General features: G+C 38.3%; 10 protein-coding genes. 2 read left to right on the plus strand and 8 right to left on the minus strand.

The genetic code is table 11. From position 1 onward, the window contains the following. Positions 1-17 precede the first annotated feature (17 nt). From C502_RS0111340 to adeR, 8 genes are all read right to left on the minus strand, one after another. Positions 18-6,107, minus strand: coding sequence for an SdrD B-like domain-containing protein (locus tag C502_RS0111340; protein ID WP_023274578.1), 6,090 nt, complete (start codon positions 6,105-6,107; stop codon positions 18-20). 127 nt (positions 6,108-6,234) lie between these two features. After that, positions 6,235-8,922 carry a beta strand repeat-containing protein gene (locus C502_RS0111345; RefSeq protein WP_018678938.1) on the minus strand — a complete coding sequence of 896 codons (2,688 nt, stop codon included), beginning with the start codon at positions 8,920-8,922 and terminating at the stop codon, positions 6,235-6,237. Between the two features lie 38 nt (positions 8,923-8,960). Continuing rightward, entirely contained in the window at positions 8,961-9,455 is a 495-nt protein-coding gene (locus tag C502_RS0111350) for a hypothetical protein (RefSeq protein ID WP_018678939.1), read from the minus strand. 233 nt (positions 9,456-9,688) lie between these two features. Next, entirely contained in the window at positions 9,689-13,726 is a 4,038-nt protein-coding gene (locus C502_RS0111355; protein ID WP_018678940.1) for a beta strand repeat-containing protein, read from the minus strand. Beyond that, positions 13,713-16,400: a hypothetical protein gene (locus C502_RS0111360; protein WP_018678941.1), complete on the minus strand. Its 2,688-nt coding sequence runs from the start codon at positions 16,398-16,400 to the stop codon at positions 13,713-13,715. The genes C502_RS0111355 and C502_RS0111360 overlap by 14 nt, the downstream gene beginning before the upstream one ends. A gap of 19 nt (positions 16,401-16,419) precedes the next feature. After that, positions 16,420-19,080, minus strand: coding sequence for a DUF11 domain-containing protein (locus C502_RS0111365; RefSeq protein WP_018678942.1), 2,661 nt, complete (start codon positions 19,078-19,080; stop codon positions 16,420-16,422). 312 nt (positions 19,081-19,392) lie between these two features. After that, a complete protein-coding gene (gene adeS, locus C502_RS0111370; protein ID WP_018678943.1) occupies positions 19,393-20,466 on the minus strand; it encodes a two-component sensor histidine kinase AdeS in 1,074 nt (357 codons plus the stop codon). Continuing rightward, complete coding sequence (gene adeR, locus C502_RS0111375; protein WP_018678944.1) at positions 20,456-21,187, minus strand: efflux system response regulator transcription factor AdeR; 732 nt, start codon at positions 21,185-21,187, stop codon at positions 20,456-20,458. Before adeR ends, adeS begins: the two co-directional genes overlap by 11 nt. A gap of 146 nt (positions 21,188-21,333) precedes the next feature. On the opposite strand from adeR, the gene C502_RS0111380 reads away from it, so the two are divergent. Both C502_RS0111380 and C502_RS0111385 read left to right on the plus strand, forming a co-directional pair. Next, complete coding sequence (locus tag C502_RS0111380) at positions 21,334-22,503, plus strand: efflux RND transporter periplasmic adaptor subunit (protein WP_018678945.1); 1,170 nt, start codon at positions 21,334-21,336, stop codon at positions 22,501-22,503. Continuing rightward, positions 22,503-25,613, plus strand: coding sequence for an efflux RND transporter permease subunit (locus tag C502_RS0111385; RefSeq protein ID WP_018678946.1), 3,111 nt, complete (start codon positions 22,503-22,505; stop codon positions 25,611-25,613). Before C502_RS0111380 ends, C502_RS0111385 begins: the two co-directional genes overlap by 1 nt. The last annotated feature ends 43 nt before the right edge of the window (positions 25,614-25,656 follow it).

Genomic DNA, 25,656 nt, shown 5'->3' on the forward strand with positions numbered 1-25,656 from the left:
TTGAAGATATTTCATATTTATGGTTCTCTTGAAGCATTCACTGTAGCATTATTATTAGAGAATAGATTCTCATCAAACTTGAATCTAAAACGAACATAAGCACCCTGAATTGTAGTATCACTATCTGCTAAATCATCATCTTTATAACCTGAGAAATTATAGCCACCAGACAACCATAAGTTTGCTGCAACAAGATATCCAACCTCTCCACCAACAAGAACTCGGCGTCCTGAACTCATATCCGACCATAGTACGCCAGTATGAACACCCGCATCCCATCGTTCATTAATGTCATACATTGCTCTTGCGCTGAACATATGAGTCATACCACTAGACTCTAAACCAGAGAATGTCGTATCTACATTTTTCACAGCATATTGACCAGACAGCGTAAGATCTCGTGTTGGGTGATAATTTAAATGATTCGAGAAAATATAAACATGTTTAAGATAAGGATTACTTAAATCTGTTTTATTGTCATCATAACGATATTCAACTTTAGCTAGCGCATCAAAACGATTGTGTTCTGTATCACGATAAGCCAATCCTAATTGGAAGCGATCCACTAAACGATCACCTCCACTATTACTTTTACTATCTGTTAGACTCACGACATTTTTTGCTAATAATGTCACATCATCTGAATATTTATAAGCAACACCTAAGTTATTTAGAATCGTATCAGACTGATCTGACCAACGTGCCTCAATACGAGCAACTGCTTTCCAGTTCGGATTCTTTAAGTATTCCAAACCTAAAGACGCGGCTGTGCTATCAGAGCTTAGATTATTATTATTTGATAACGATTTAGTTTGTTCAAAACTCGTATTAGCATAAAAACCTTTTTCAAGTTCCCAACGGTTACGTAAACCAATTGCAGCTTCTGCCTCTCTTGCACTAATACCATCACGAACACGATATTCACTAAATGCTGTACCATTATTGTTGTACTTACTATCAAGACCGAATACCGTTACATTTCGGCGTTGATTGCTATTCAAATCATAAAGACCACTAATACTCGAAACTAACTCATGGCGACCATAAGCACGAAGTTTCGAATTAATTTGATAATTCGCACCTAGCGCCAAAATACGACGATCTGCTTCAGAGATGTCTTGTTCATATTCAGCAAAGACATTCGAACCTTGCCAAGGAAGTTGGCTTGTTAACTTAGATCGAACAGTCACACCATGGTATGGAGTTACTTGTGTGGTATTCAATGTTGCTGGATTAGATGACTCATCATAATATTTTAAACCAAGCTCTACAGCTAAAATGCGATTTATTGCACGCTCAATGCTTGCAGATACACCTTGGTTAACACCACTTAATTGATCTTCGGTACGAATTGCTTCTAATTTAGCCAAACCAACTTTGTTTAATTGAATACGCCCTTTAATTCCGCTTTCTTTACGACCTGCTGTAATTGGTGCGGCTGTATTATAGAAACCTGTATCTGCTTGGTTATGATAAACCTTCATTTCCAAGTCTTTGTACGAATAATTTAATTCAACTCGTGCAGCATCGCCTGATAATTTACCCGTTGCATCTGGTTGTACATTAATTTGTGTTAATGAATTCAGACCATCATTAATATTCTCAGACCGTGCAAACTCAGCAACCAATTTACCTTTATCATTGGCAAATTTAACCACTGTATTTACACTCGCCAATTGATCTTGAGTCAGTGGATTATTGCTCTTCACATAAGAAGCACCCACTTTGACTTGGTCTGTGACTTTTACAGAACCAGACACACCACCAACGGTATATTCTTCGCCACCTTGATCAGATTCAACTGTAATGCGTAAAAACACTGGGTTTAAATCAGCATCAACACTTGAAACTGGGTCTTTGAGATAAATACTATTACTAAAAGTATCAACTTCATAATCAGTAAAACGGGTCAAAGTTGTACGTGTAATAATTAAACCTGGATTATTACGATCACGGGTAATAACTTCCACTTTTTCACTGTTATCACGAACATCTTGGGCATTAACGCCACCTAGGCTGTATGGACCTGAAATGCCCATAGCACGTTGTTCATTCACAACTTGTTGCGTATTAGTCTGTGCAGCAAATGCAGTTACTTTATATTTATCAACTTCTATAGTACTGCGAACACCTGTTAATGAACGGTTATATTGTCCTAAAGATAAACCTTCATCATTTTCAGTACGCGTTACATAGTCACCATACATTGCATATGAACGTCCTTTATCAACACGGACATATAATTTGCTGGTTGATTGAGCATCAAAGCCTTTGGCAGCAGAGTCACCGTAAACTGGGTAATATTCATCAGGACGAATATCACGGAATAATCGTTGTTTTTTGTCTTTATCTGAATCATAAGCAAGTGTCAGGAGGTATTCACCTTTGACCTTACCTTTCAAAAATAATGCAGCTCGACCTGTTAAATTACGCTTACCATCTTTTGAAGTGGAGATTTCATTTAATTCTTCTTCAAAGCCATCATTTGAATGCACGCCACCGAGTTCTTTAGGGTCAAATTTTTTAAAATTAAATGAACCTTCAACCATACCAACCGCAATAATTGGTCTTAAATCGGGTAAGAAACGAATCGGTGTACTTGAATGGAAAATACCACTTTCAACCGATAGTGTTCCTTCTCCAGCTTCAATAGGTGCTTGAATCGGAACCGTTAATGTTCCACCTTCAACAAATACTTGAATACCTGGTTGTTTTGGATCTAAATCCACTAAATCAATTTTACCAATTGAGCTGTCTAAGGTAATAGGTGTACGGCTAGAAACCAGTGTTCCATGACGATCAACAACTTTCAAAGTTACATTAAAACGATCACGGCCATTCGCTTGTGGAATTATTTTACTTGATTCGAGTTGTAGCTTATCCAATTGATCTGGTGCAATTACATTAATACGTTTTGTATCACGCGTGTTACCCATCATGTCAACTTGGCGTACTTCAATTGTGTTATGACCTGCTTTCAGATCAACACCAATAAAATCTAAACCCGAAACTTGTAAATCAGGCAGAACTGCACGCTTACCAATCCGCTTTTCAGGAACTTGTGTTCCATTTACCCAAAGCTCAAGTTGAGTACCAGCAGCTCCTTTTATTTGTATAGCAGTTTGGGGATAAGCTAATACTTGTCCATCTTTTAAATTCAAGATTTCTAATTGATTATTAGAAGCTGTTTCTAAAGCTGTTTCCAAGTTGATCATTTTAGCCGAGTTTACTAATGCGGCCTGTGTTTCATCGGGTACCACTAAAGTTGAAGAGCTTGGTAAAGCAACTGAAGACTTTGCACCTGACTTTTCTGGTTCAAATTGAACTTCTTTAAGCTCTTTAATCTGCTCTTTTGAAAAATCTAGATTACAATTCGCTTGAACACCAACAACCGAAATACAACCACTTGCTGGCTGCCCACGTACATCTGTAACTTTAGAAAAAATTGGGTCAACGGTTAAATCAGAACGCAATACTTGTTCTAGATTTGTATTATCTTGCTCAATTTGTTTTTTGCGTTCTAAAACATGTTGAATAAGTGGTTGTGAACATTGACCTGCACCATCCGCAATTGCAAAATCTGCTCGGTGTAACTCACCACGTTTTAAATCTACAAAACGACTATTTGGATCCCCAGCTTGTCGATTACTAATTAATACCAACTCAGAACCAATCGGTAAACTTGTACGATCAACTTTTAAAACATGCGTTTTCGCACTAATGCCGTAGAAGTCATATTTGCCTTCACTATCCGTGATAACATAACTACCATCTTCTAGATAAATACGTACACCAGGAACACCAATTTCACCTGCATCTTGCACACCATTGCGATTACAATCTGTAAAGATTTTACCTACAATAAAACCATCTGCAATCATTGCACCTGGCGTAACTTCGACTTTTGCTGATGCTTCATTAGACTCAGTACCTTTTTTATCTTTGGCACGAACACGGTTAATACCATCACCATTCAGTGCATTTGGTCCAATATAAACTCGATATTGGACTTTCACTTCTTTGTTCGGATTAAGCGTTCCCAATCCAAGTGTTAAATAAGGACCTTTGCCACCCAATGGATCTGCAACTTTGGTTCCATCAACACGCATTGAACCTTGTACATACACAAAACCACGAGGCAATGTATCTGTAATTGAAACATCGGTTGAATCTACGGTACCACGATTTGCAACAGTGACCGTATATTCTTCAAATTCACCTATTTCCGCTGTCTTATTCGAAACAGCTTTTTTTACAAATAAAGAAGAATTTGTATTTGATGATTCAGGATCAATCGGAATATCAATATTCAGCGCTGGATCGCCATTATTTAAAGTAAATTGTCCTGCATATGACCATTTAAGATCAACCGCTTTATCTGCAGGAAAACTTGGATATACCGATTTGTCACTCACAAAGGTGTAACGAGAATTCCCAGGAATCGTACTAGTATCAACAACAAAACTATATGTACCAGCGATAACTAAGGGATAAATAAACTCCCCAGCACTATTTGTTACTTGTTTTGCTGGTAAAGAAATCAAATCACCTGTTTGAGCATTTAATTCAAATGCAACATTACTTCCAATTGGTTGACCACTTTGATCTAATAGTGTGACTGTAGCCCCTGCAACAGGTAAGCCTGTTTTAGCATCGAATACAGTACCATATGGATCCATTAACACATTGGTATTAATATCCGTGATTGTCTCAGTTGATTGCCCTTGAGCATCTAAGCAATCGGTTAAACTAATATCAACCTTATCTCGTTTAAGCGTCTGTAAAACGGAATCATATGGAATACCTTTATCTGAAAGAGTTGTTGGCAAGGTATAATGGAATACTCCAGTATTAGCACCTGTTTCAATACCAATAACATCTTCTATATCACCTGTTTTTGTAGATTTAATACGAATTTTAACACGATCAGAAACATAACGATCTGCATTACAGCTTGCATTTTTAGCTTCTATATTAAGTGGTTTATTTACACTACCTGTTGCTAAAATATTTTTAAAATCACCCGTATTATTTGTAATATTAGCTGAACCACTCACTACAGTAGAGGCAATATTTGATAAAACAACTTTCTGGCTATCAGTAACTGCATAAGATACTTGATACGTATTTTTAACCGTTGTTTTTGCAATATTACGGTTCATACTGACGACAAGATCAATTTGCTCAGAGGTATTCGCCTCAATTTGAGGAAAACCAACCACTAATTGATTTATTTGAGTTACATCATTAGGCGCAATTGTCGTATAACGATCAGTTGCAAGTTTATATAAAATCTTTGCTTGTGAATTTTTTGCTATCGCAGATTTAAATGTAGTATTCGCAGGTAATTCATCAATCAATAGTACCATTTTTTGCAATTGCCCATCAATGGTAACATCGATCGGTCTAGCTAGTTTCTTACCTTGGTTACTAATGTTTAATGTGTAATTTAAATCATAATTTGCTGTCGCAGACGGTTCGAACGTTTTTTGTAGGACTTCCTTAGTAGCAACTAATTTTGCACCATAACTCACAGCACTATCTACTGCAGTCGCTGTTACATTACTATCTTCGACTACCTTTGCTTTGATCGGTAAATTAAACTGTTGACCTTCTGTTAAATTTGAATTTGTTGTTGCAACAACCCATAAATTGACACTCTGACCAATTTTTAAAGGCACTGATGTCGTTATTTGTTGATCATTTGTATCAAACTGACCATCTTTGTTTGTATCTATATAGATTTTAATATTATTTAATTCATTTATTGTTACTGCTTCTAGCTCAACATTAACTGGTGCATTACTATTATTTGATAAGGTATTTGCCCATATCACTCTGACATTAGGTTCAGTATCGAGTATTGGAGGTGTTGTTAAAGTAATTGCATATAATGCTGAAACGTTAACCTCTACTGCATTTGAAACAGACTGCTGTTCTTTACCATTTGCAGCAATAAAAGTTGCATATGCAATATTTTGGATGGTACTACCAACTTCAGGAATATTCGCTGCATGACCGTACTGCATTGACAATATCGATAATGTCAACGTCGATAACATGAAAGTCATGTTTTGGCATACTTGAATTTGCTTCTGTCGTAGCACAGCTTTACCCTTCAACTAAATAGTCTAAATAAAAAAAATTAAAATTATTTTATATGGGCATCTGCACAAAACAAATGCCCATATATTTAATCAATTCATAATCAACAATAAAATTGTCGAATGAATATTAATTATTTACTTTGATTACAAACTCTAATACTGCACTTGTATTTGGTACCAAAGGTGTTTTCTCAGCCGAAACTGTACCCGTTGAACCATCAGTAAGCGCAGTCGTTGAAGTACTTAATGTTGCATTTGTTGCTACAGGAGATGCACTTGCAATTACTTTCAAGGTCGTATATGCAGGTGTCGCATCGCTAATAACAACATTCGTCACATCAGCATTACCTTCGTTTGTCGCAGTAATCTTATACTTCACACACTCGCCAGGCTTAGCAGAAACTGTATTTTGAGTATAAGAACCTGTAGCCACACCAGTAGAACAGTTTGCTAGAGATTGCTCTTTAACCAAACGTACTTGACCACTTGTAACTGTTGTTAAGTCAGTATTTACAAGATCAGCAACAGCTTGACCACCTACAACTGTAGGTTTAATCGTTAATACGACTGCACTTGGTGTTCCAGCAGTTGCATTTGTTGGGGCTTGAACTTTAATGAGTAAGTTAACCGAAGCACCACGAGCAATACTTCCCGTTAATGCAGCAAGATCATTGCCAGTTACTAATTCATTTGCATCAGCAATACCATCTTTGTTCAAGTCAACAAATAAACTAGTTACCCAACCATTTGCAGCCTGATCGTTTGTAAGCGTATATAGCAAGCTACCCGCTGTTGCACCTTCAACAATGTTACCGTTGTTCGTCAAAGTATGCTTGTAGACTACAGTACCACCAGGAGCAACTTGACCAGTACGATCATTTTGCAGGCTAAGTACACGATTTGTTTCTACAGTTACACGATCAGACATTACATCGGTTAAGCCAGTTGCAGGAGATGCAACTTTAAAGATAACTTCTTGATCACCTGCTGGAGCATTTGCTGGTGGCGTTACAACTGCAACAAGCTGAACACTACCACCACTTGGAATGTTACCAGTATTGGTAATTGGTGCACCTGTTGGGTTACCTGAACCATCTGCTAAATAATACTGAACTGTCCAACCTGCAGGTAACGTTGGTGAAGTAGATAAATTATAGTTATCTCCAGTTGCACCTTTGTTATCAACAGTTAATGGGAAGTTAGTCGCTTGACCTGGTTTGGTTGATTTCGTATCAATATATTGACCCGTATCTTTACCAGACGCACCAACAACTGTACCAGTACTATTCGTAGCATCACCATTATGTAAATCAACAGTAGAAGCTGTTACTTTATCAATCACTAAAGTAATCGTATCCGGAGCTGTTGAATTTGTAACAGGTGTAGATGTTAAGATTGTGCTAATAGGTGTCGCTGTAGAATATCCAGAAGGTAGAGTTACCTTCGCAACAACTTGATATGTCGCACCACTTGTTACTGGTCCAGTATCAGCAACACCGTCACCATTTGTATCAGTTAATGGTGTTACACCATCAGCTTTAAATAGTTCAACGATACTACCCGTTGGTAAAGAATTCTTATTAATAGAAATATTAAACGCTTCAGTAACATTACCAGTGTTGTGAACAACAATTGGTTCTGCGCCAACACCAGTACCAAAGATAACTGGAGTACCTTGAGTTGTAGACTTAGTAATTACGTCATCAACTGGTGCTGTAGCGGTAGGGGTTTCTCCATCAGCAAAGGCATCTGTAGTACTATCGTTAATAGTACCCTTTTTAACACCTAACACTGTAATATCATTCGGGTTAGATGGTGTTTTACCTTCTGTGCCCGGACCATCTGGATCTACTTCTGCAATGTTTGTAATTGTGCCAGCAGGTGTATTTTGATTCACGCGAACTTTAAATTTCAATACACCACTGCTGTTAGCAACTACAGTAGGAACAACTAACTTAACAGTACCTGTTGTGTAATCATAGCCATCTCCATCAGCAGTACTATCATTCAATGCCGTACCATTTACGGTTGCAGAACCTGCAACATAGGTTAAACCAGCAGGAAGTACGTCTGTAATAGTAACGTTTGTTGCCGTCGTATTACCTGTGTTTTGATATGCTAAGCTGTATTCAACTTCACGCGCTGTTGCACTTGCTAGAGTCGCGTCTACATTTTTTACACTTGCAGATTTAACTAAGCTAATAACCGCACCGTTAGTAATCTTAACTGTATCAACGTTTTTAGCAGTAACACTTGTATCGAAAGCACTAATTGCAGAAACTGTTAATTTACCTAAAGCATCGACAATAGCATTATTTGCTGTTGTTGCTTGAACGATTAAGTTAACAGATTCACCTGCCGCTAAAGTTACCGTAGTAACTGGAGTTTGGCTGTCTGGAACGCCATCTTTATTTGCATCAAGATAAACATTTAAACCAGTAAAGTCATAACTATCTGTCGTACCATCACGTGTATCATTATTCACGACACCCACGTTAAAGGTATCACTACCATTACCCGTGTTTGTTAATGTATGAGATAAAGAAACTTGACCATTTGCGTTAGCAGTTTTAGTTTGATCAGTGATTAAAGTAAAGCTTGCTACTTGTAAAACGGTAGTTGTTACTACGTTAGATGTAACTGTTTTACTAGAACCATTACTGTCCGTATAGCTTGCAGACGCAATGTTACTAATATTTGTGCCCGCGCTAGGTGCCGCAGCATGTGCAGCAGGAACAAAAGCTGCACCACCTGCAACGAATGCAATAGAAGCTGCTAATTGCGTGAGTCTTAAACGTTGAGTTTGATTTGACATTCGGAACTTACCCCTGTTGATATTCAATGTCAGTTTATTTAATTTCTGGCTTTGTCACTGTTGATACGTGTTTGAGCTGAAACAGTTACAGATTTTCCTGCTGGAAGCTCTGCAATCGTCCAACGCAATGCACGGTAGTCTTTAGATGGAACGTTCACCATTTGATTACCCTCTTTGCGTTTTAAAGGCATTGGGGCAAAATTTGTACCGTCTGTACTTGCTTGTGCATTTTCTGGCTGAGATTTAGCCAAAAATTGAGTTTCTACTGGTATTGGTAAAGTCGCAGCTAAGTTTCTAATCTTCCCTGAAGTGTTGTTTGTATAAGTCGCACGATACTCAATCACATCATTTGGTTTTACTTTAGTAACTAACTTAGCTGTCGGTTTCCCATCAGCACTCGCGCTGATGAGATAAGTTTTTAGTTCTACTGAAACAGGATCTTTTGCAACTTTAGTTTCAGCAGAAACATTAACTGCTAAAATTAAACTAGCCGCACCAAGTAAACCTTTTTTCCAATTAGCTTTTAAATGCATCTTTATTGTTCCCAAACTCAATATCCTAAATTCTTTGAACCGTTTTTTATACATCGGTCAAATAATTTTTCTAACGTTACAAAAATACATTATTTTTATGTATTTTTGTTGAAAAAAATCACTTTTTTGTAAAAAAAACATCTACTAGTTCAAATAAAAGCAACATCCATACCAATTTTTAACTTCGAGATCTGCTGTTACTATTATTTTTGAAATGCTTTTTTACCCCTCAATTATTGTGCTACGCAGAATCTTAATGTTCCTGAAGCAGCGGGATTTAATAACCCAGTTAAATTCCATTCTAAATAATCACCAGAACGACTTGAATTACAAGTATTTCCAGTAGGTGTCGTCGTACAACTCACACTACCAAAATTAGTACCAATTGGTAAACTATCTTTAACTTTTACATTCTGAAGCTTCTTCGTACTATTATTTTTATACGTAATTTCATACTCTAGATTGTCCTGTTTTCTGGCTTGGTTAGTGGTTGTAAAAACATTTAAATCAGATGAAGTGGAAGGACAAGTTGCAACAGCACGGACCTTTTTTGTCAACATTAAGCCAGCACTACCAATAAGTGTCACATCCTGACGTTTACTCGTCAACCCTGAAATCGTCTGTGTTGGATTAGTTAGAGCAAATTGATAGCTGGCTTGAAGCGTTCCAATATGCTGAGCACCAGCAACAACATTTGTAGGTACATGCACTCGTTGCACCAAACAAATATCAACACTTGGTTGTAACAAGACAGAACTTGATAGGCTTGGATTAAATACAGTTTCACCTATATCTACTTGACCATTACAATTCGTATCTCGATAAATTAACGCTTGCCATGGCTGATCAATACTCAAATTAGGTTGTTGCGTTTGAGTTTGCAATAACTGCGTAAGTTGAACTGGTATTTGTGTTGTTAATCGGTGAGGATAATCCGTAACATCGCCAGCAATAACAGTATGTTGCCCATCTTCATTTAATATGATATTAACAACTACATCACCAAAGTTATTTGCGGTATAACTGGTCGCACTAGTTTTGGTTAATGTAATTGTGTCTGTTGAACGGGTATAGCCACTCGTACCACTTACTGAAATGTATTCAGGTAAATTTTGCTGAACGATACAGAAAGAGGACGGCAATAAACTTTGCTCAATCGAAAATGCATAATCGCCATTTGCACTCGTTACAGTGGTCGCCAATTGTGTCGTACTACAGTTATTTAAACGAATCGTACTATTTGCAATTCCAACTTCACCAGTATCTTGAATACCATTATATGCTTTCGTTGCATCAAGGGTTGTACCACTATTATCAACAAAGACTCTTCCCGTAATATCGACATAAATAAGTTTGGTATTGGTAAAAGTACAAGTAATATTTGCACCTTCTTTAATACGTGCGGCGGGGATCGTTACTATATTATTCACCAAGGTCCAAAAAGTCCCTGTGTTACCCGTTACACCACTATTCGCATCAATACAACTAACTCCAGATAGAACATATCCTGCCAAAGCGCTTTCAGTCACTGTTACATCTGAATTTAATGTTTGAGCCCATAATTGCTGGGATGATATTACGGTCGTTCCAGCAGCTGTTGTTGTTACTGAATCTGTAGTTACAGTAGTTGTACTGTTCACTAAATTGGTTAAATTAATGTAATTAAACGTTCCAGTACCATTCACTGAGTTTTTAGCAATTTTAATTTTTGCACCATCAATAATATTAATACTTACAGGAACACCACTATTTGTTGCATTATCATAATTTGCTGTTGAACAGCTACCACTAAGTGATAATCCAATTGCCCCATAACCACCTGGTGATAACTCACTTGAGCCAGAATAGGTATTACGGTTAACAATACGATAGGTAATACGGTGATAACCCGCACTCAGTGCAGCAGCTGTTGTTGCTGTCACGCCCCCAGATACATAACCATTCACACTTGTTACAGCAGTGCCATCAACCATGATATAAGCACCGTCATCTACACCGACGCCTGTATTACCAATACAAAAAGTAACCGCCTGTGACGTTGGAATATATACACCTGTCGTAAATTCCCACGCTCTACGGTTATCACCAATATCTGGTGTATTAATTACATTGAGCTGAACAGTAGCATCGACATCTGAACTCATTGCAGTAATAACTCGTTGAATCATTGCCGAAGATGTCGTACTTGATGCACCATAAGTAGAATCACTGGTTCCATTATTACCCGAAACTAAATATCCACCTGTAGGACTTGCTTGGTTAATCGGCCATGGAACTAGTATTGAGGAGTTTTCATCCGCATAAGTTCCTACTTTTGCAGTACCCCCAGTACCTTCATAACCTACCCAAAAGGCACCATTTCTACGATATTCATTTTGTGCATTCGTCCCCCAAACCTTATAAAGTGTTTCACCTACACCACTACCAGGGTTAAACTCATTACTTCCGACCTTAACCGTTGCTTGTTGCGCTGTACCCAAAGAAGAAGCACTCGTTGTACTATAAGTCACCAAAAGTTGCGCAGTTGCACCATTTGCTAAACCTCCAATTGGACATGACCATTGAGAACCACTTAGACTACAAACACTACCACCAACAACACTGACTGAACTAACAGTCACACCAGTTTGAGGTGCCGCAGTATAAGTTGCAACTGTGCTCGTAGCATTATTAGGACCTTCATTTTTAATATCAATTAATTGAGTACCTACTCGCCCTCGAACAATCGTTGGTAAATTCGGGGTAATATTAAAACGTGCTTCAAGAATAGTTGCATCCGCTGTGACTGGGGTTGGATTTACGATAATTGCATTAACAGATTTACTTACTGGTGTATTTGATGAAGTGGACTCAATGGTTGCAATATTGGTTAAAGTACCTACAGTGGTTGCTGTACCCTGAATCGTGATTATACAGGTTGCTGTAGTAGCACCCGTGAATAATCCTGAGACTGTCCAGCCTACATTATCATTACCTGTTAAGCTTGGTGTACAAGAAGTTGCTGTAGGACTACTACCGCCTGTACCCTGTGTCGTAATAGGTGTTCCAACAAGAGAAACATTTTTTAAACTAATTGGAAGTGTGTCATTAAAAGGTAAATTTGCAACCGTACCCCCTAACGATGCACCTGATGGTGTATTATTTGTCACAGTCAATTGATATTGTATCAATGAATTAACAGGTACATTATCTAATTGTGTCTGTACAAATGTTCCTGTATTGCCTATACGTTGAGCTTTAACTAAAGCAATGTCGCTATCGGCATCCATACTAGATATACCGAAATAAAATGCATCACCTGCATCTGTTGTAAAAGCTCCACCATTATCTCCACGAAGATAAATATCAAAAGTTAATGAAGTCACCCCTTTGCCTTGTATATAAACACTACCACTAGAACCACCATCACTAGCTCCGCCACTACTACCAGTACCAGCGCTTGATGATCCCAATACAGTTGCTGTATTTACAATATTGCTTCCATTGACCGCAAAATTCTTATTGCCTGCTATTCTTTTAAGTGTTACCGACGTATTACTACTCGTAAGTGTAAATTCAGCACTAAAACCAAGATTACCAGTGTACGCACCCATTCCAGCTGCTTGTAAAATTGGATTATTAACTGGGCGATTAAATACTATATTAACAGTCCCAACTTTAGTTCTAGCATTTCTAGCACCTGAAACGCCAGATAGTCCCTTCGTCATTGCTAAAAAACTTACGCCTTGATTCGCTGTTGCATCTATACCACCATTGGTACTTAAACAAGCAACCTTATCCATTCCATTACTACAACCTGAAGCTGCATTTTGCAATGATGCGGCGAACATATTACTTTGTGCACTACCAATTGCATTTAATGGTCTCAGAATATTAACACCTGTAACACTACTAGCATCACCATTCCCACCAAATGTTAACTCTGGCTTGTTAGCTGCTGCACCTTGACCAGAATAAACAGCCCCATTAAATACTGAATTAGTGATGGTATAACTAACCGTTGTTGTTGGCGCATAGGTCTCACCCGTATTATCGGAAGGGTTATTTCTGTTGAGTAAAAATGTATGTGTCCCCGAACTAGCCGTTGGACCTTGGCCCGAACCTGAGCCAGCAAAAATTTCAATCGTTGGTGGTGCTGCAAAGCTACTATTTGTCAGTATCAAATAGCTAAATAACATCAATACCCAAGAAAAAAATTTATTCATCATCACACTTGCTCTATGAAGGTTCAAGACTGCTTGTTGTTGTGTTTTTGGCTTACTGTCCAACATAGCGCACCCCAAAATTAAATTCGTAACTTTGATTTGCAGCTACACTATTTAATGTCCCTGAAACACCCCCTGCATTACCTACAACTGGAGCAGTCATACCACTACATGCTGTACAAGTTGGCGATTGGAATAAAACAGTATAAACAGGCGTCATATCTCTAAAAGTAAATATATTATTTAGGCTCGTTGCACTCGTATTAGTCAAAATCAATTTGTACAATACACACTGTCCCTGACCATTTGACTGTTTACCAATATTCAAACTATTCGTTGTATAAGCTTCATCTGCAGAACCATTACAGTCAAAATCACGTGCTTGCAATTTACTTAGCTTCAATTGTGCTTGATTGACTGTTGTAACATCGGTTATCGATGCTAAAACTTGACCATCCGCTGAATTGGTTAGATTTACAATTGTGTTATTGGCTTGAGCAATATTATTTGCAGCCATATTTTTCACTTGTAATAATAACTTTACTTGCTGATGTGCAGCTAACTTACCACCTGGTAAATCAGCCAAACTTCTCATAACCAAATCACCTGCATCGAAAACACTATTCCCATTCACATCATAAAAAAGTGTGCTGTTAAATGCTTCCTGATCATTACTTAAAATAAAACTATAATTTCCAGTAAGATCGGTGTCAGTATTATTTGTTAAGAGATGGCTATAAATCACCGTCCCCAAAGGTGCAACCTGACCACGAGAATTAGGCATAAATTCGACTTTAGCGGCAGCATTTACACTTTGAATCGTAATCGCATTTTTAATTATATCTTGACTTGGATTGCTACTGTTATTTCCACTCACAAAACTTGTAGAAAGAACACGGAAATAAATTGGTGTCGTTACGCTCGCATTAAGTTGGTCAACCTCTACAACAGCACAAACTAATTGGCTTTCACCATTATTTAAATATAATGTTTTCCCTGTCTCGGCACCTAAAACATTACAATTGGAGCCATTTGCTGATACATAGAAACGGACTCTATTTACCCCATTGGGCAAAATCAAATTCGTAAAATCACTACTCGCATTTGCGCTAAGCAAATACTCTGTTCCAATACCAGTATGAGTTATTTTTAATGGGAAAATTGCTTGCCCGCCAGCAACTGGGTTAATACTAGTTGATGTCGTTACCGTTTTCCAAGCAGCGCCAGCATTATCAAGACTTCCATTACCCAAACCATTATTTTCAGGACTATTGGTCAAATCAACTAGACGAGCTGTGGTGGTTGCAAGTAGATTTCCTTGATCTTTAATTAAACTGGTTTTTGTTATATCACCTAATGACTGTGCTTGAGGCGAAACCTCAAATGTCGTGGTCGTTGTTACAGCATAGCTGCTTGGTAAACGCACTTTAACAACGATTGGTAAATTTGTATTCGGTGATAACAAACCTGTATCTGGAATTCCATCACCATTACTGTCTAATAGCGGCGTCACCCCATCAGCACGATAGAACTCAATTTGGCTTCCTGTAGGAAAAGTACTACTTGTAAAGGTGACATTGAAGCGATCAATATTATTACCATTATTCCAAACATAGTTATTGAAAACTAGCTCACCCCCTTGTGCAGTTGGGTTAGCAACAATCGTAGTACTATTCGTTACATCGGTAGCACTACCATTGATTTTGGCTGCATAAATTGGAGCAACACTAACCACAGCAATATTACTCAGATCAGAGATCGTTGCGGTTGCACTATTATTATCATGATCATATTGAACATTAACTGTATTGTTAATCGAACCCGCACTAGTTTTATTAACTTTGACTTTAAACTCAATATAACCGCTACTATTTGCTGCCACTGTATTCAATACAGCACTGACAACATTTGATGCAACACTGTAATTAATACCAACAGGGTCATTACTTCCAGTATTTGGATTAACCGTCACACCATTCCAGTTTTCACCACTATTTGATTGATATACCAAACTAGTATCAAGAGTATCCGTTAGCGTAACCACACCTGTAGCCACAGTACTTAAATTCTGATAATCCAAACGGACTGTAATTACATCACCATTTGCTACCGAAGTTTGAGAAAACTTTTTACGCACAACCAGACTAGATTGATTGGTTACAGTAGTTGTATCTATATTAGTTTTAGTACCAGAGGCACTATTCAAGGATGTTACATTTAATGTTAATAAACCACTTTGACTGACAGTCGCCCCACTCGGCACATTCGCTGCCACAATAAGACCCACTGACTCGCCCGCATTTAATGAATAAGATGTAATTGCGGCACCATCTGGCACTCCATCATTATCTTTATCCAAAAATACAGATAAATTACTCAAGTCATAACTATCGCCAGTATTATTGGTTACAGCAAAAGTATATTGGTCTACCTCATTACCCGTATTACTCAATGTATGATTGAAATACGCAGTTTGTCCTGCAATAACAGTTTTTGTATTATTCGCAGTTAAGTTGACTGAATAAACAGGCAAAATCGTTGTTTGGACTAAATTAGAACGGCTTACCTGTATTACGGTTGACCCTTCCTCTGTGTATTCACCAATTGCCATATTACTAATAATTTGACGTGAAGGAACAGCAGCAAAACTGGCTTGTTGTATTACAAGCACTGTACCAACCAAGACCGCCAAAGAAATAATTTTGTTGCGGAAATTTTCGAATGTATTGACTATATTCATCTTTTATTATCCGCCCCAATTAAGGTGTTACTTGAATAGAAAAGTACAATGCTGCCTGCTCTTGTGGTGCAAGCGCCCCTATATTTCCTGAAATTTGATTTCCACTCACCACAACAGAGCCCTTGCTCACAGATGGTGCTAAACTACTACGCAAAACACTATAAGCTGGTACAACATCATTAATTACAACATTAGCGGCTGGGGTTGAACCATCATTTTTAATGGTTAAGCGATAGGTTACACATTGATTTGGTTTAATCATTAATGGTGTACTGCTATATGTTGCTGTAACGACATTCATCAACACACAAGCTTCATCTTTGGTCTGTTCTTTGGTTAAACGAAGCTGTGTAGGATCGACCGTTGTTAAATCTGTATTTTGGATAGATGTAAGCGTTAAACCTTGAATAGTATTCGTTGCCGATACCACAATATTTGCAGTACTCGAAACACCATTTGTTGCTGTTAAAGGAGATTGAACTTTTAATAATAACTGAACGGAGTTCTGAGGGCTCAAGCCGCCTGTAATAAATAAATCATTTGCGATAGGGTCTGTTGTATCTAACACACCATTATTATTTGCGTCATAATATAAAGTATAAGTAAATCCATCATTAATATTTTGCGGTACGACATTTAGGCTGACTTTACCCAGCGTATCCCCTTCAATAAATGTCCCCATATTTTTTAAAGTATGTAGATAAACAACTGTACCGCCGACATTGATTCGACCTTGTTGATCATTTGCCAAAGTTAATTTGCGCAAAGCAACATCCACTTGATCCTTAATACTATCTCCTTGAGCATTCATTGGAGATTTCATTGCGAACCAAATTGGTAAATTTGATAACGTTGTATTAGCAGGAACACTAACCACAGCACAATATTGTTTCGTTGCTCCAGCAGCTAAATTTCCGCTACTTGTTATTTCACTTTGTAGAGATTGGCAGGTCGTATCACCATTATAAAATTTAACTTTCCAATCTGTTGGTAACGTTGTGCTTATACTATTAATATCAATATTTGCACTAGAAGCGTATAAATTATAATTATTCGAAACCGTACTACTGTTCTTAATCACTAAGGGAAAAACAACATCAGTACCTTTTGCACCATTCTTAACCAACAATGCCTGACCACCTGACCCAGCAACATTTCCAACACCAACACCTGAATTATTACTGTTATATAAATCACTTTCACCCACAGCAACGGTATTAATCAATCGATCACGTGTACTATTTTTTATTGTTGTGTCGGTAACAGATGTCGCAGTGATGTCAAAATCCATTGTACTTGTTGATGTACAATTAGCAGGAAAATAAACACCAAGCTTAACTCTCTTCGGAATTCCAACAGCTAAACCACCGGTATCAATTATACCATCGCCATTAGTATCGGTGAGTAATGTGCGACCATCAGCATGATATAAACGAACAACCGCGCAACTTGGAACATTGCTTTTTAGGAAACTTAGATTATAAGTATCCGTTGCTTGCCCTGTATTCCACACATAATTATCAAATTGAACTTCCTTAGCAATTCCACCGAATGTGTTATTAAGAGTTTGTAAATTATTCAGTCCAGTATTTGGCTCGCCATCATCATTTGCATTGATAGAACTATAATTCAGCACTACGCCTAATGTTTGCTCTACATTAAAAATAACAGTATTGGTTAATGTATTCTTAAGTATTGCATTTGAAGCATTATATTGTTGATAGTCTGCGGTGTTAGGAATTTTTTCTGCTGCATTTGAATTTACAATAACTTTAAAACTTACAGTACCTTTACTCAAAGCCGCAACACTTGCTAACTCAACATCAATTTGACCATTACTTGCTTTATACTTAATTGCAGTATTTGCACCAGTTTCGACATCATCAGCATCAGTCAGTGAACCAGAACCATTCCCCCAACTACCACTACCCGACTTATAGCTTACATCTGTGGCTAAAATATCGCGTAAAACCAATCTTGCTGCTGCTGTGCCTGTATTTGTATAAGTAAATGTATAAGTAATTTCTGTACCTGTTTTACCTGTACTTATACTTTGCGCTTTTGTGACTTGAATTACGGCATCGTCAACAACTTTTGCAGTATCATTCACTGTCATAACAACAGTATTATCATGCTGACTGGTCGCCGTTAAAGTGAAATTTGCAACATTATTTGCTGATACATTGACTGGAATATTTCCAACTACGACGAATGAGGCAAACTCACCTGCTTCCAATCGAAAGCTTGTGCTTGCACTAAGTAAATTATTGTTATCATCCGGCTCACCATTTTGATCCCGATCAATATAAACAGCAATATTGTCTAAATTGAATTGATCGTTGGTTAACTGTGTTAAGCTTAATTTATAATCGTCAACAATATTACCCGTATTTGTTAATACATGTGGGAAATTGACTTTGCTTCCAATAGTGCCAATATTTTGCTGATTACTTTGAAGGTTTAAAGAATAAATGGGCTGAACCGTCAAAACAACTGCATTAGAGTTAATGACTTGTAAATTACCTTGCTCATCGTAAAAGTCACCACTGGCAATATTCGTAATACTACTACCAGCTTTAGGTTGAGCAAAAGCAATGGAACTATGAAATCCAATAAATAAGCCAAGCAAGGTAATAAATGAAGTTTTTGCAACAGCACTCTTCTTGAATCGGCTTATCATGTTTATGAACCCACAGAAATATATTAAAGATAAAATTTTATTGACGATTTTTACAAAAGAATACTACAAAAATATAAACTTGAACACATAAATCAACATTAATGTGATTTTTCCACTCACTTTTACCAAATGGTAAAAAAATAGTCAAATATTGCTATATCTAAAGACATTAAATAAACATTCCCGTTAAAAATTTATTTCTTATTTAATCACTATTTTTTGATTCAAAAATAAATACAATCCAATAAATATCATATATTTCAAACAGATAATCAATAAAATACACTTACTATAAAAGACATTTTTTGATCATTAATTAACTTTTAAAGGAAGTATTATAACAAAAACACTATTGTTTTGAAAATTACTATATTTAATCAAACCTTTATGTGCAACAACTATCGCATGAACGACGGCTAATCCCAAGCCAGTTCCACCCAACTCTTTATTTCTAGACTGTTCTAACCTAAAAAAAGGGTTAAATAAATCTCGCTGATATTCTATTGGGATTCCTGGCCCCTCATCTTCGACTTGCAATACCCAAGACTGTTCAATCATGTTTGATGAAATTTTAAGCACCCCTGCATTTACATAACGGATGGCATTATCAATCAAAGCAATCAAGACCTGCTCTATACGACGACTATCGCAATATACTTGAGTAACGCTGAGTTCAACTTGAATGTTAAAACCTGTTTGATGAAGTCGCTCTTTAAAAATAAGTAGAACTCTTTCAACATGGTATTCGAGATCAATCCATTCGAAGTTTAGACGCAACTGCTGATTTTCAATTAAACTCAATGTTCGTAAGTCCTCCACCAAGTGAGATAAACCTTCAGCTTGATTGAGTAGGCTTTTGAATAATACGGGATCAGGTTGAAACACCCCATCCAGAATGCCTTGTAAACGTCCTTGTAAAATTGTGATTGGTGTTCTTAATTCATGTGCAATTGCTGCATTCCAAACCTGTGCATTTTTGACGGAAGTTTCGAGTTGCTGTGCCATGCTGTTAAAATTATGCATAAGTTCTAAAATTTCTGCTGAATGCCCTTCTGCATCTTCGACTCGTGCAGAGAGATCACCCTGACTAATTTTTTTAGCCGCATCTGCTAAAAAGTTAATTGGTATAATAAAACGATTTGCTAATTTAACCCCAAGAATGATGGATAGAACTGAACCAAAAAGCAAAACAAAAAATAGCCAAACCCAATCAACCGAATGAAACACACTCCAATCTTCATTCAAAGTCTTTAGGGAAATCCAACCTGTTTCAATTGCATAGGTATAAATAAAATATCCAAAAAAGACGGAACCTGCGGTTACGCTAAAATTCACAATACTCAGCGCAATAATAAGCTGTTTACTCATTCCAACTTTATTTATCATAAGGATGATCCAAGCGGTAACCGACCCCACGTACATTGATCAACATCTGCTGCTGCCCGTGTTCTTCTAGTTTTTTTCTTAATTTACTGACATGACTGTCAACTGTACGTTCAAGCGCATCACTATCTGGCAAGCAGTGGTTCATCAGCTCACTACGACTAAATACTTTATGTGGATGATCAATCATTAACAAAAGAATTTTATATTCTGTCAACGTTAAATTCAGCATACTTTTTTTATTATGCTGACACACATAAACACTATGAATATCCGTATTAATTTCAATACTTTTATAAACTACATTTTTATTTTGAATTTTTATGCTTTGCTGGGTTCTTCTTAATACCGCTTGCACTCGTGCAACCACTTCATTTGGGTTGAAAGGTTTGACCACAAAGTCATCAGCGCCAATTCTAAGTGCCATTACTTTATCAATATCTTGATCAAGTGCAGTGAGCATAATCACAGGCGTTTGCGCCTTTTGGCGGATTTTACCCAACACCTCCCAGCCATTTAACTCAGGCAACTTAATATCAAGCACAATTAAATCAATTACTTGTGCCGCGTGTATTTCTATTGCTTGCTTGCCATTCATCGCACGAATCACGTGCATACCTTCACGTTTTAAATAGTGCTCGATAATATCACCAATCTCATATTCATCTTCTACAACGAGAATCTGTTTCTCACGGCAATCAAAAGAAAATGAAGCTTCGAACATGAATAAGTTATCGAATAATTTCTATCAACTTTAATAATACGCTGATTTATCTGTTTATCTCCACACTTTTTCCACACTTCCCCGATGATCGTTACACAAAGTCTGAAAATAATAGCAGCATCAAAAATTCCATAGGTTTGGACTGTATGCCAAAGCATCTTTTACTTCCATTATTTTTATCTATCGGACTGATACTACAAGGGTGTGGCTCAGAGCAAGCTGCTCCTGCAAAAGTTGCTCCTGCAAAAGTAAGCATACTCAATCTTCAGCCACAATCGATTAACTTTAGCGAAAACCTGCCTGCACGTGTGCAAGCATTTCGCACAGCTGAAATTCGCCCGCAAGTTGGTGGCATTATTGAAAAAGTTCTGTTTACTCAAGGCAGTGAAGTTAAAGCAGGACAAGCTTTATATAAAATTAACTCAGAAACCTTTCAAGCGGATGTGAATAGTAATCAAGCTTCACTCAATAAAGCAGAAGCGGAGGTTGCACGTTTAAAAGTTCAATTAGAACGTTATGAACAATTGCTGCCTAGTAATGCGATCAGTAAACAAGAGGTCAGTAATGCACAAGCAGCATATCGTCAAGCCTTAGCCGATGTTGCACAAATGAAAGCCTTATTGACGCGTCAAAATCTCAATCTGCAATATGCCACTGTACGCGCACCGATTTCAGGTCGTATCGGGCAATCGTTCGTGACAGAAGGTGCATTAGTGAGTCAAGGCGATACGAACACCATGGCGACTGTACAACAGATCGACAAAGTCTATGTCGATGTAAAGCAATCTATTAGTGAATATGAACGTTTACAAGCTGCACTACAAAGCGGTGAATTATCGGCAAATAATGAAAAAACCGTTCGGATTTCCAACAGCCACGGACAGCCTTATAAAGTCAGTGCGAAGATGCTATTTGAAGATATTAATGTCGATCCCGAAACAGGCGATGTCACCATTCGAATTGAAGTGCAAAACCCTGAACGAAAACTCCTTCCGGGGATGTATGTCCGCGTCAATATCGACCGTGCTTCAGTGCCTCAAGCTTTACTCGTCCCTGCCCAAGCGATTCAACGCAATATCAATGGTGAACCACAAGTCTATGTCATCAATGCTAAAGGGGCGGCAGATATTCGCCCAATCGAACTCGGTCAGCAATATGAACAGTTTTATATTGTCAGTAAGGGTCTAAAAGCGGGCGACAAGGTCGTAGTTGAAGGCGTTGAACGTATCCAACCGAATCAAAAACTAGAACTCGCCACGTGGAAAGCACCTGCATCGAGCAATAGCACGTTGCCCGCAACACAAGGAGCTCAATGATGATGTCACAATTTTTCATTCGCCGCCCTGTGTTTGCATGGGTGATTGCGATTTTCATTATTCTGTTCGGCTTACTCAGTATTCCCAAACTGCCGATTGCCCGCTTTCCAAGTGTTGCGCCGCCTCAAGTTAATATTAGTGCGACTTATCCCGGTGCAACGGCAAAAACCATCAATGACAGCGTGGTCACCTTGATTGAACGCGAGTTATCGGGTGTAAAAAACTTACTCTATTACAGTTCAACCACAGATACTTCAGGTACGGCGACAATCTCGGCGACTTTTAAACCGGGTACAGATGTTGAAATGGCACAGGTCGATGTGCAAAACAAAATCAAAGCAGTTGAAGCACGTTTGCCCCAAGTTGTACGTCAACAAGGCTTACAGGTCGAAGCATCATCTTCAGGCTTTTTGATGTTAGTCGGGATCAATTCACCCAATGGTCAATATTCTGAAGTCGATCTCAGTGATTATCTTGTCCGCAATGTGGTGGAAGAACTGAAACGAGTTGAAGGTGTCGGTAAAGTTCAATCCTTCGGTGCAGAAAAAGCCATGCGAATTTGGGTCGACCCCAATAAACTGGTGTCTTATGGCCTGTCAATTAGTGATGTAAATACCGCAATTCGTGAGAATAATGTTGAAATTGCACCCGGTCGTCTTGGAGATATGCCTGCTGAAAAAGGTCAATTGATCACTGTACCCCTGTCTGCTCAAGGACAATTGGGCAATGTTGAACAATTTAGAAATATCAGCTTAAAAAGTAAAACCAATGGCAGTGTGATCAAACTGTCTGATGTTGCAAATATTGAAATCGGCTCACAAGCCTACAACTTTGCCATTTTGGAAGATGGTAAACCTGCCACAGCTGCTGCAATACAACTCAGTCCAGGCGCGAATGCCGTGAAAACGGCGGAGGGCGTTAAAGCCAAGATCGAAGAATTAAAGCTCAATTTACCCGAAGGGATGCAAATCAGTGTTCCTTATGACACTGCACCTTTTGTTAAAATTTCGATTGAAAAAGTGATTCATACCTTACTCGAAGCCATGATTTTGGTTTTCATTGTGATGTATTTATTCTTACATAATGTCCGTTATACCCTAATTCCTGCAATTGTCGCACCGATTGCATTGCTAGGTACTTTTGCGGTCATGCTATTGGCAGGCTTTTCCATTAACGTGCTGACTATGTTTGGTATGGTGCTGGCCATCGGGATCATTGTCGATGATGCGATCGTAGTCGTCGAAAATGTTGAACGAATCATGGCGACAGAAGGTTTGTCTCCTAAAGAAGCGACCTCTAAAGCTATGAAAGAGATTACCAGTCCAATTATCGGGATTACACTGGTACTGGCTGCGGTGTTTTTACCGATGGCCTTTGCTAGTGGTTCAGTCGGTATTATCTATCAACAATTTACCCTGACCATGTCGGTGTCGATTTTATTCTCAGCCCTGCTCGCCCTGATTTTAACCCCTGCACTATGTGCCACCATTCTGAAACCGATTGATGCTCATCATCAAAAGAAAGGCTTTTTTGCATGGTTTGATCGTAGCTTTGACAAAGTCACCAAAAAATATGAATTAATACTACTTAAAGTCATCAAACATAGCATTCCGATGATGGTGATCTTTGTGGTGATTACAGGCATTACCTTTGCAGGCATGAAGTATTGGGCAACGGCGTTTATGCCAGAAGAAGATCAAGGCTGGTTTCTGACCTCCTTCCAACTCCCTTCTGATGCAACGACCGAACGCACCCGAAATGTAGTGAATGAGTTTGAAGAAAGCTTAAAAGGCAATCCAAATGTGAAAAGTAACACTACTATTCTGGGTTGGGGTTTTAGTGGTTCGGGACAAAACGTGGCGGTCGCATTTACGACGCTTGCAGATTTTAAAGACCGCACATCGACAGCAACCGAAATGACCAATGCCGTCAATGCAACTATGGCGAACAGTAAAGAAGGTGCAACCATGGCGGTACTTCCGCCTGCCATTGATGAATTGGGCACTTTTTCTGGTTTCAGTTTACGTTTACAAGACCGTGCCAACTTGGGTATGCCTGCACTATTGGCTGCTCAAGATCAGTTAATGGCGATGGCCACCAAAAATAAAAAATTCTATATGGTATATAATGAGGGACTGCCTCAAGGCGACAGTATTTCTCTGAAAATTGATCGTGAAAAACTTAATGTTTTAGGGGTGAAGTTCTCTGATGTCTCTGACATCATCTCGACCTCAATGGGATCTATGTATATCAACGACTTTCCGAATCAGGGTCGTATGCAACAAGTGATTGTTCAGGTTGATGCCAAATCACGGATGCAATTAAAAGACATTTTAAATCTCAAAGTAGCGGGTTCAAGCGGACAACTGGTTTCTCTTTCTGAAGTGGTCACCCCACAATGGAGCAAAGCACCACAACAATATAATCGCTATAACGGTCGTCCATCCTTGAGTATTGCAGGGATTCCAAACTTCGATACTTCATCAGGCGATGCCATGCTTGAAATGGAGCAGTTGATTGCCAAATTACCAAAAGGCATTGGTTATGAATGGACAGGAATTTCCCTACAAGAAAAACAGTCTGAATCACAAATGGCATTCTTACTCGGTTTATCAATGTTGGTGGTTTTCCTCGTATTGGCTGCACTTTATGAAAGTTGGGCGATTCCACTGTCAGTGATGCTCGTTGTGCCATTAGGTATTTTCGGTGCGATTGTGGCGATTATGTCCAGAGGCATAATGAACGATGTATTCTTTAAAATTGGACTGATTACCATCATCGGCTTATCCGCTAAGAATGCGATTCTGATTGTCGAATTTGCCAAGATGTTGAAAGAAGAAGGTATGAGCTTAATTGAAGCCACTGTTGCTGCTGCCAAACTCCGGTTACGCCCGATTCTAATGACTTCCCTTGCCTTTACCTGTGGTGTGATTCCATTGGTGGTTGCTTCTGGTGCAAGTTCAGAAACCCAACATGTCTTAGGCACAGGTGTATTTGGCGGTATGATTTCCGCCACCATTCTGGCGATTTTCTTTGTACCTGTCTTCTTTATCTTTGTTTTGGGTGCAGTTGAAAAGCTGTTTTCTTCTAAACAAAAAAATTCATCTTAAATGACATTGAGCAGAGGGAATCAACTGATTTCCTCTGACTCCT

Source organism: Acinetobacter tjernbergiae DSM 14971 = CIP 107465, from assembly GCF_000374425.1.
Classification (GTDB): domain Bacteria; phylum Pseudomonadota; class Gammaproteobacteria; order Pseudomonadales; family Moraxellaceae; genus Acinetobacter; species Acinetobacter tjernbergiae.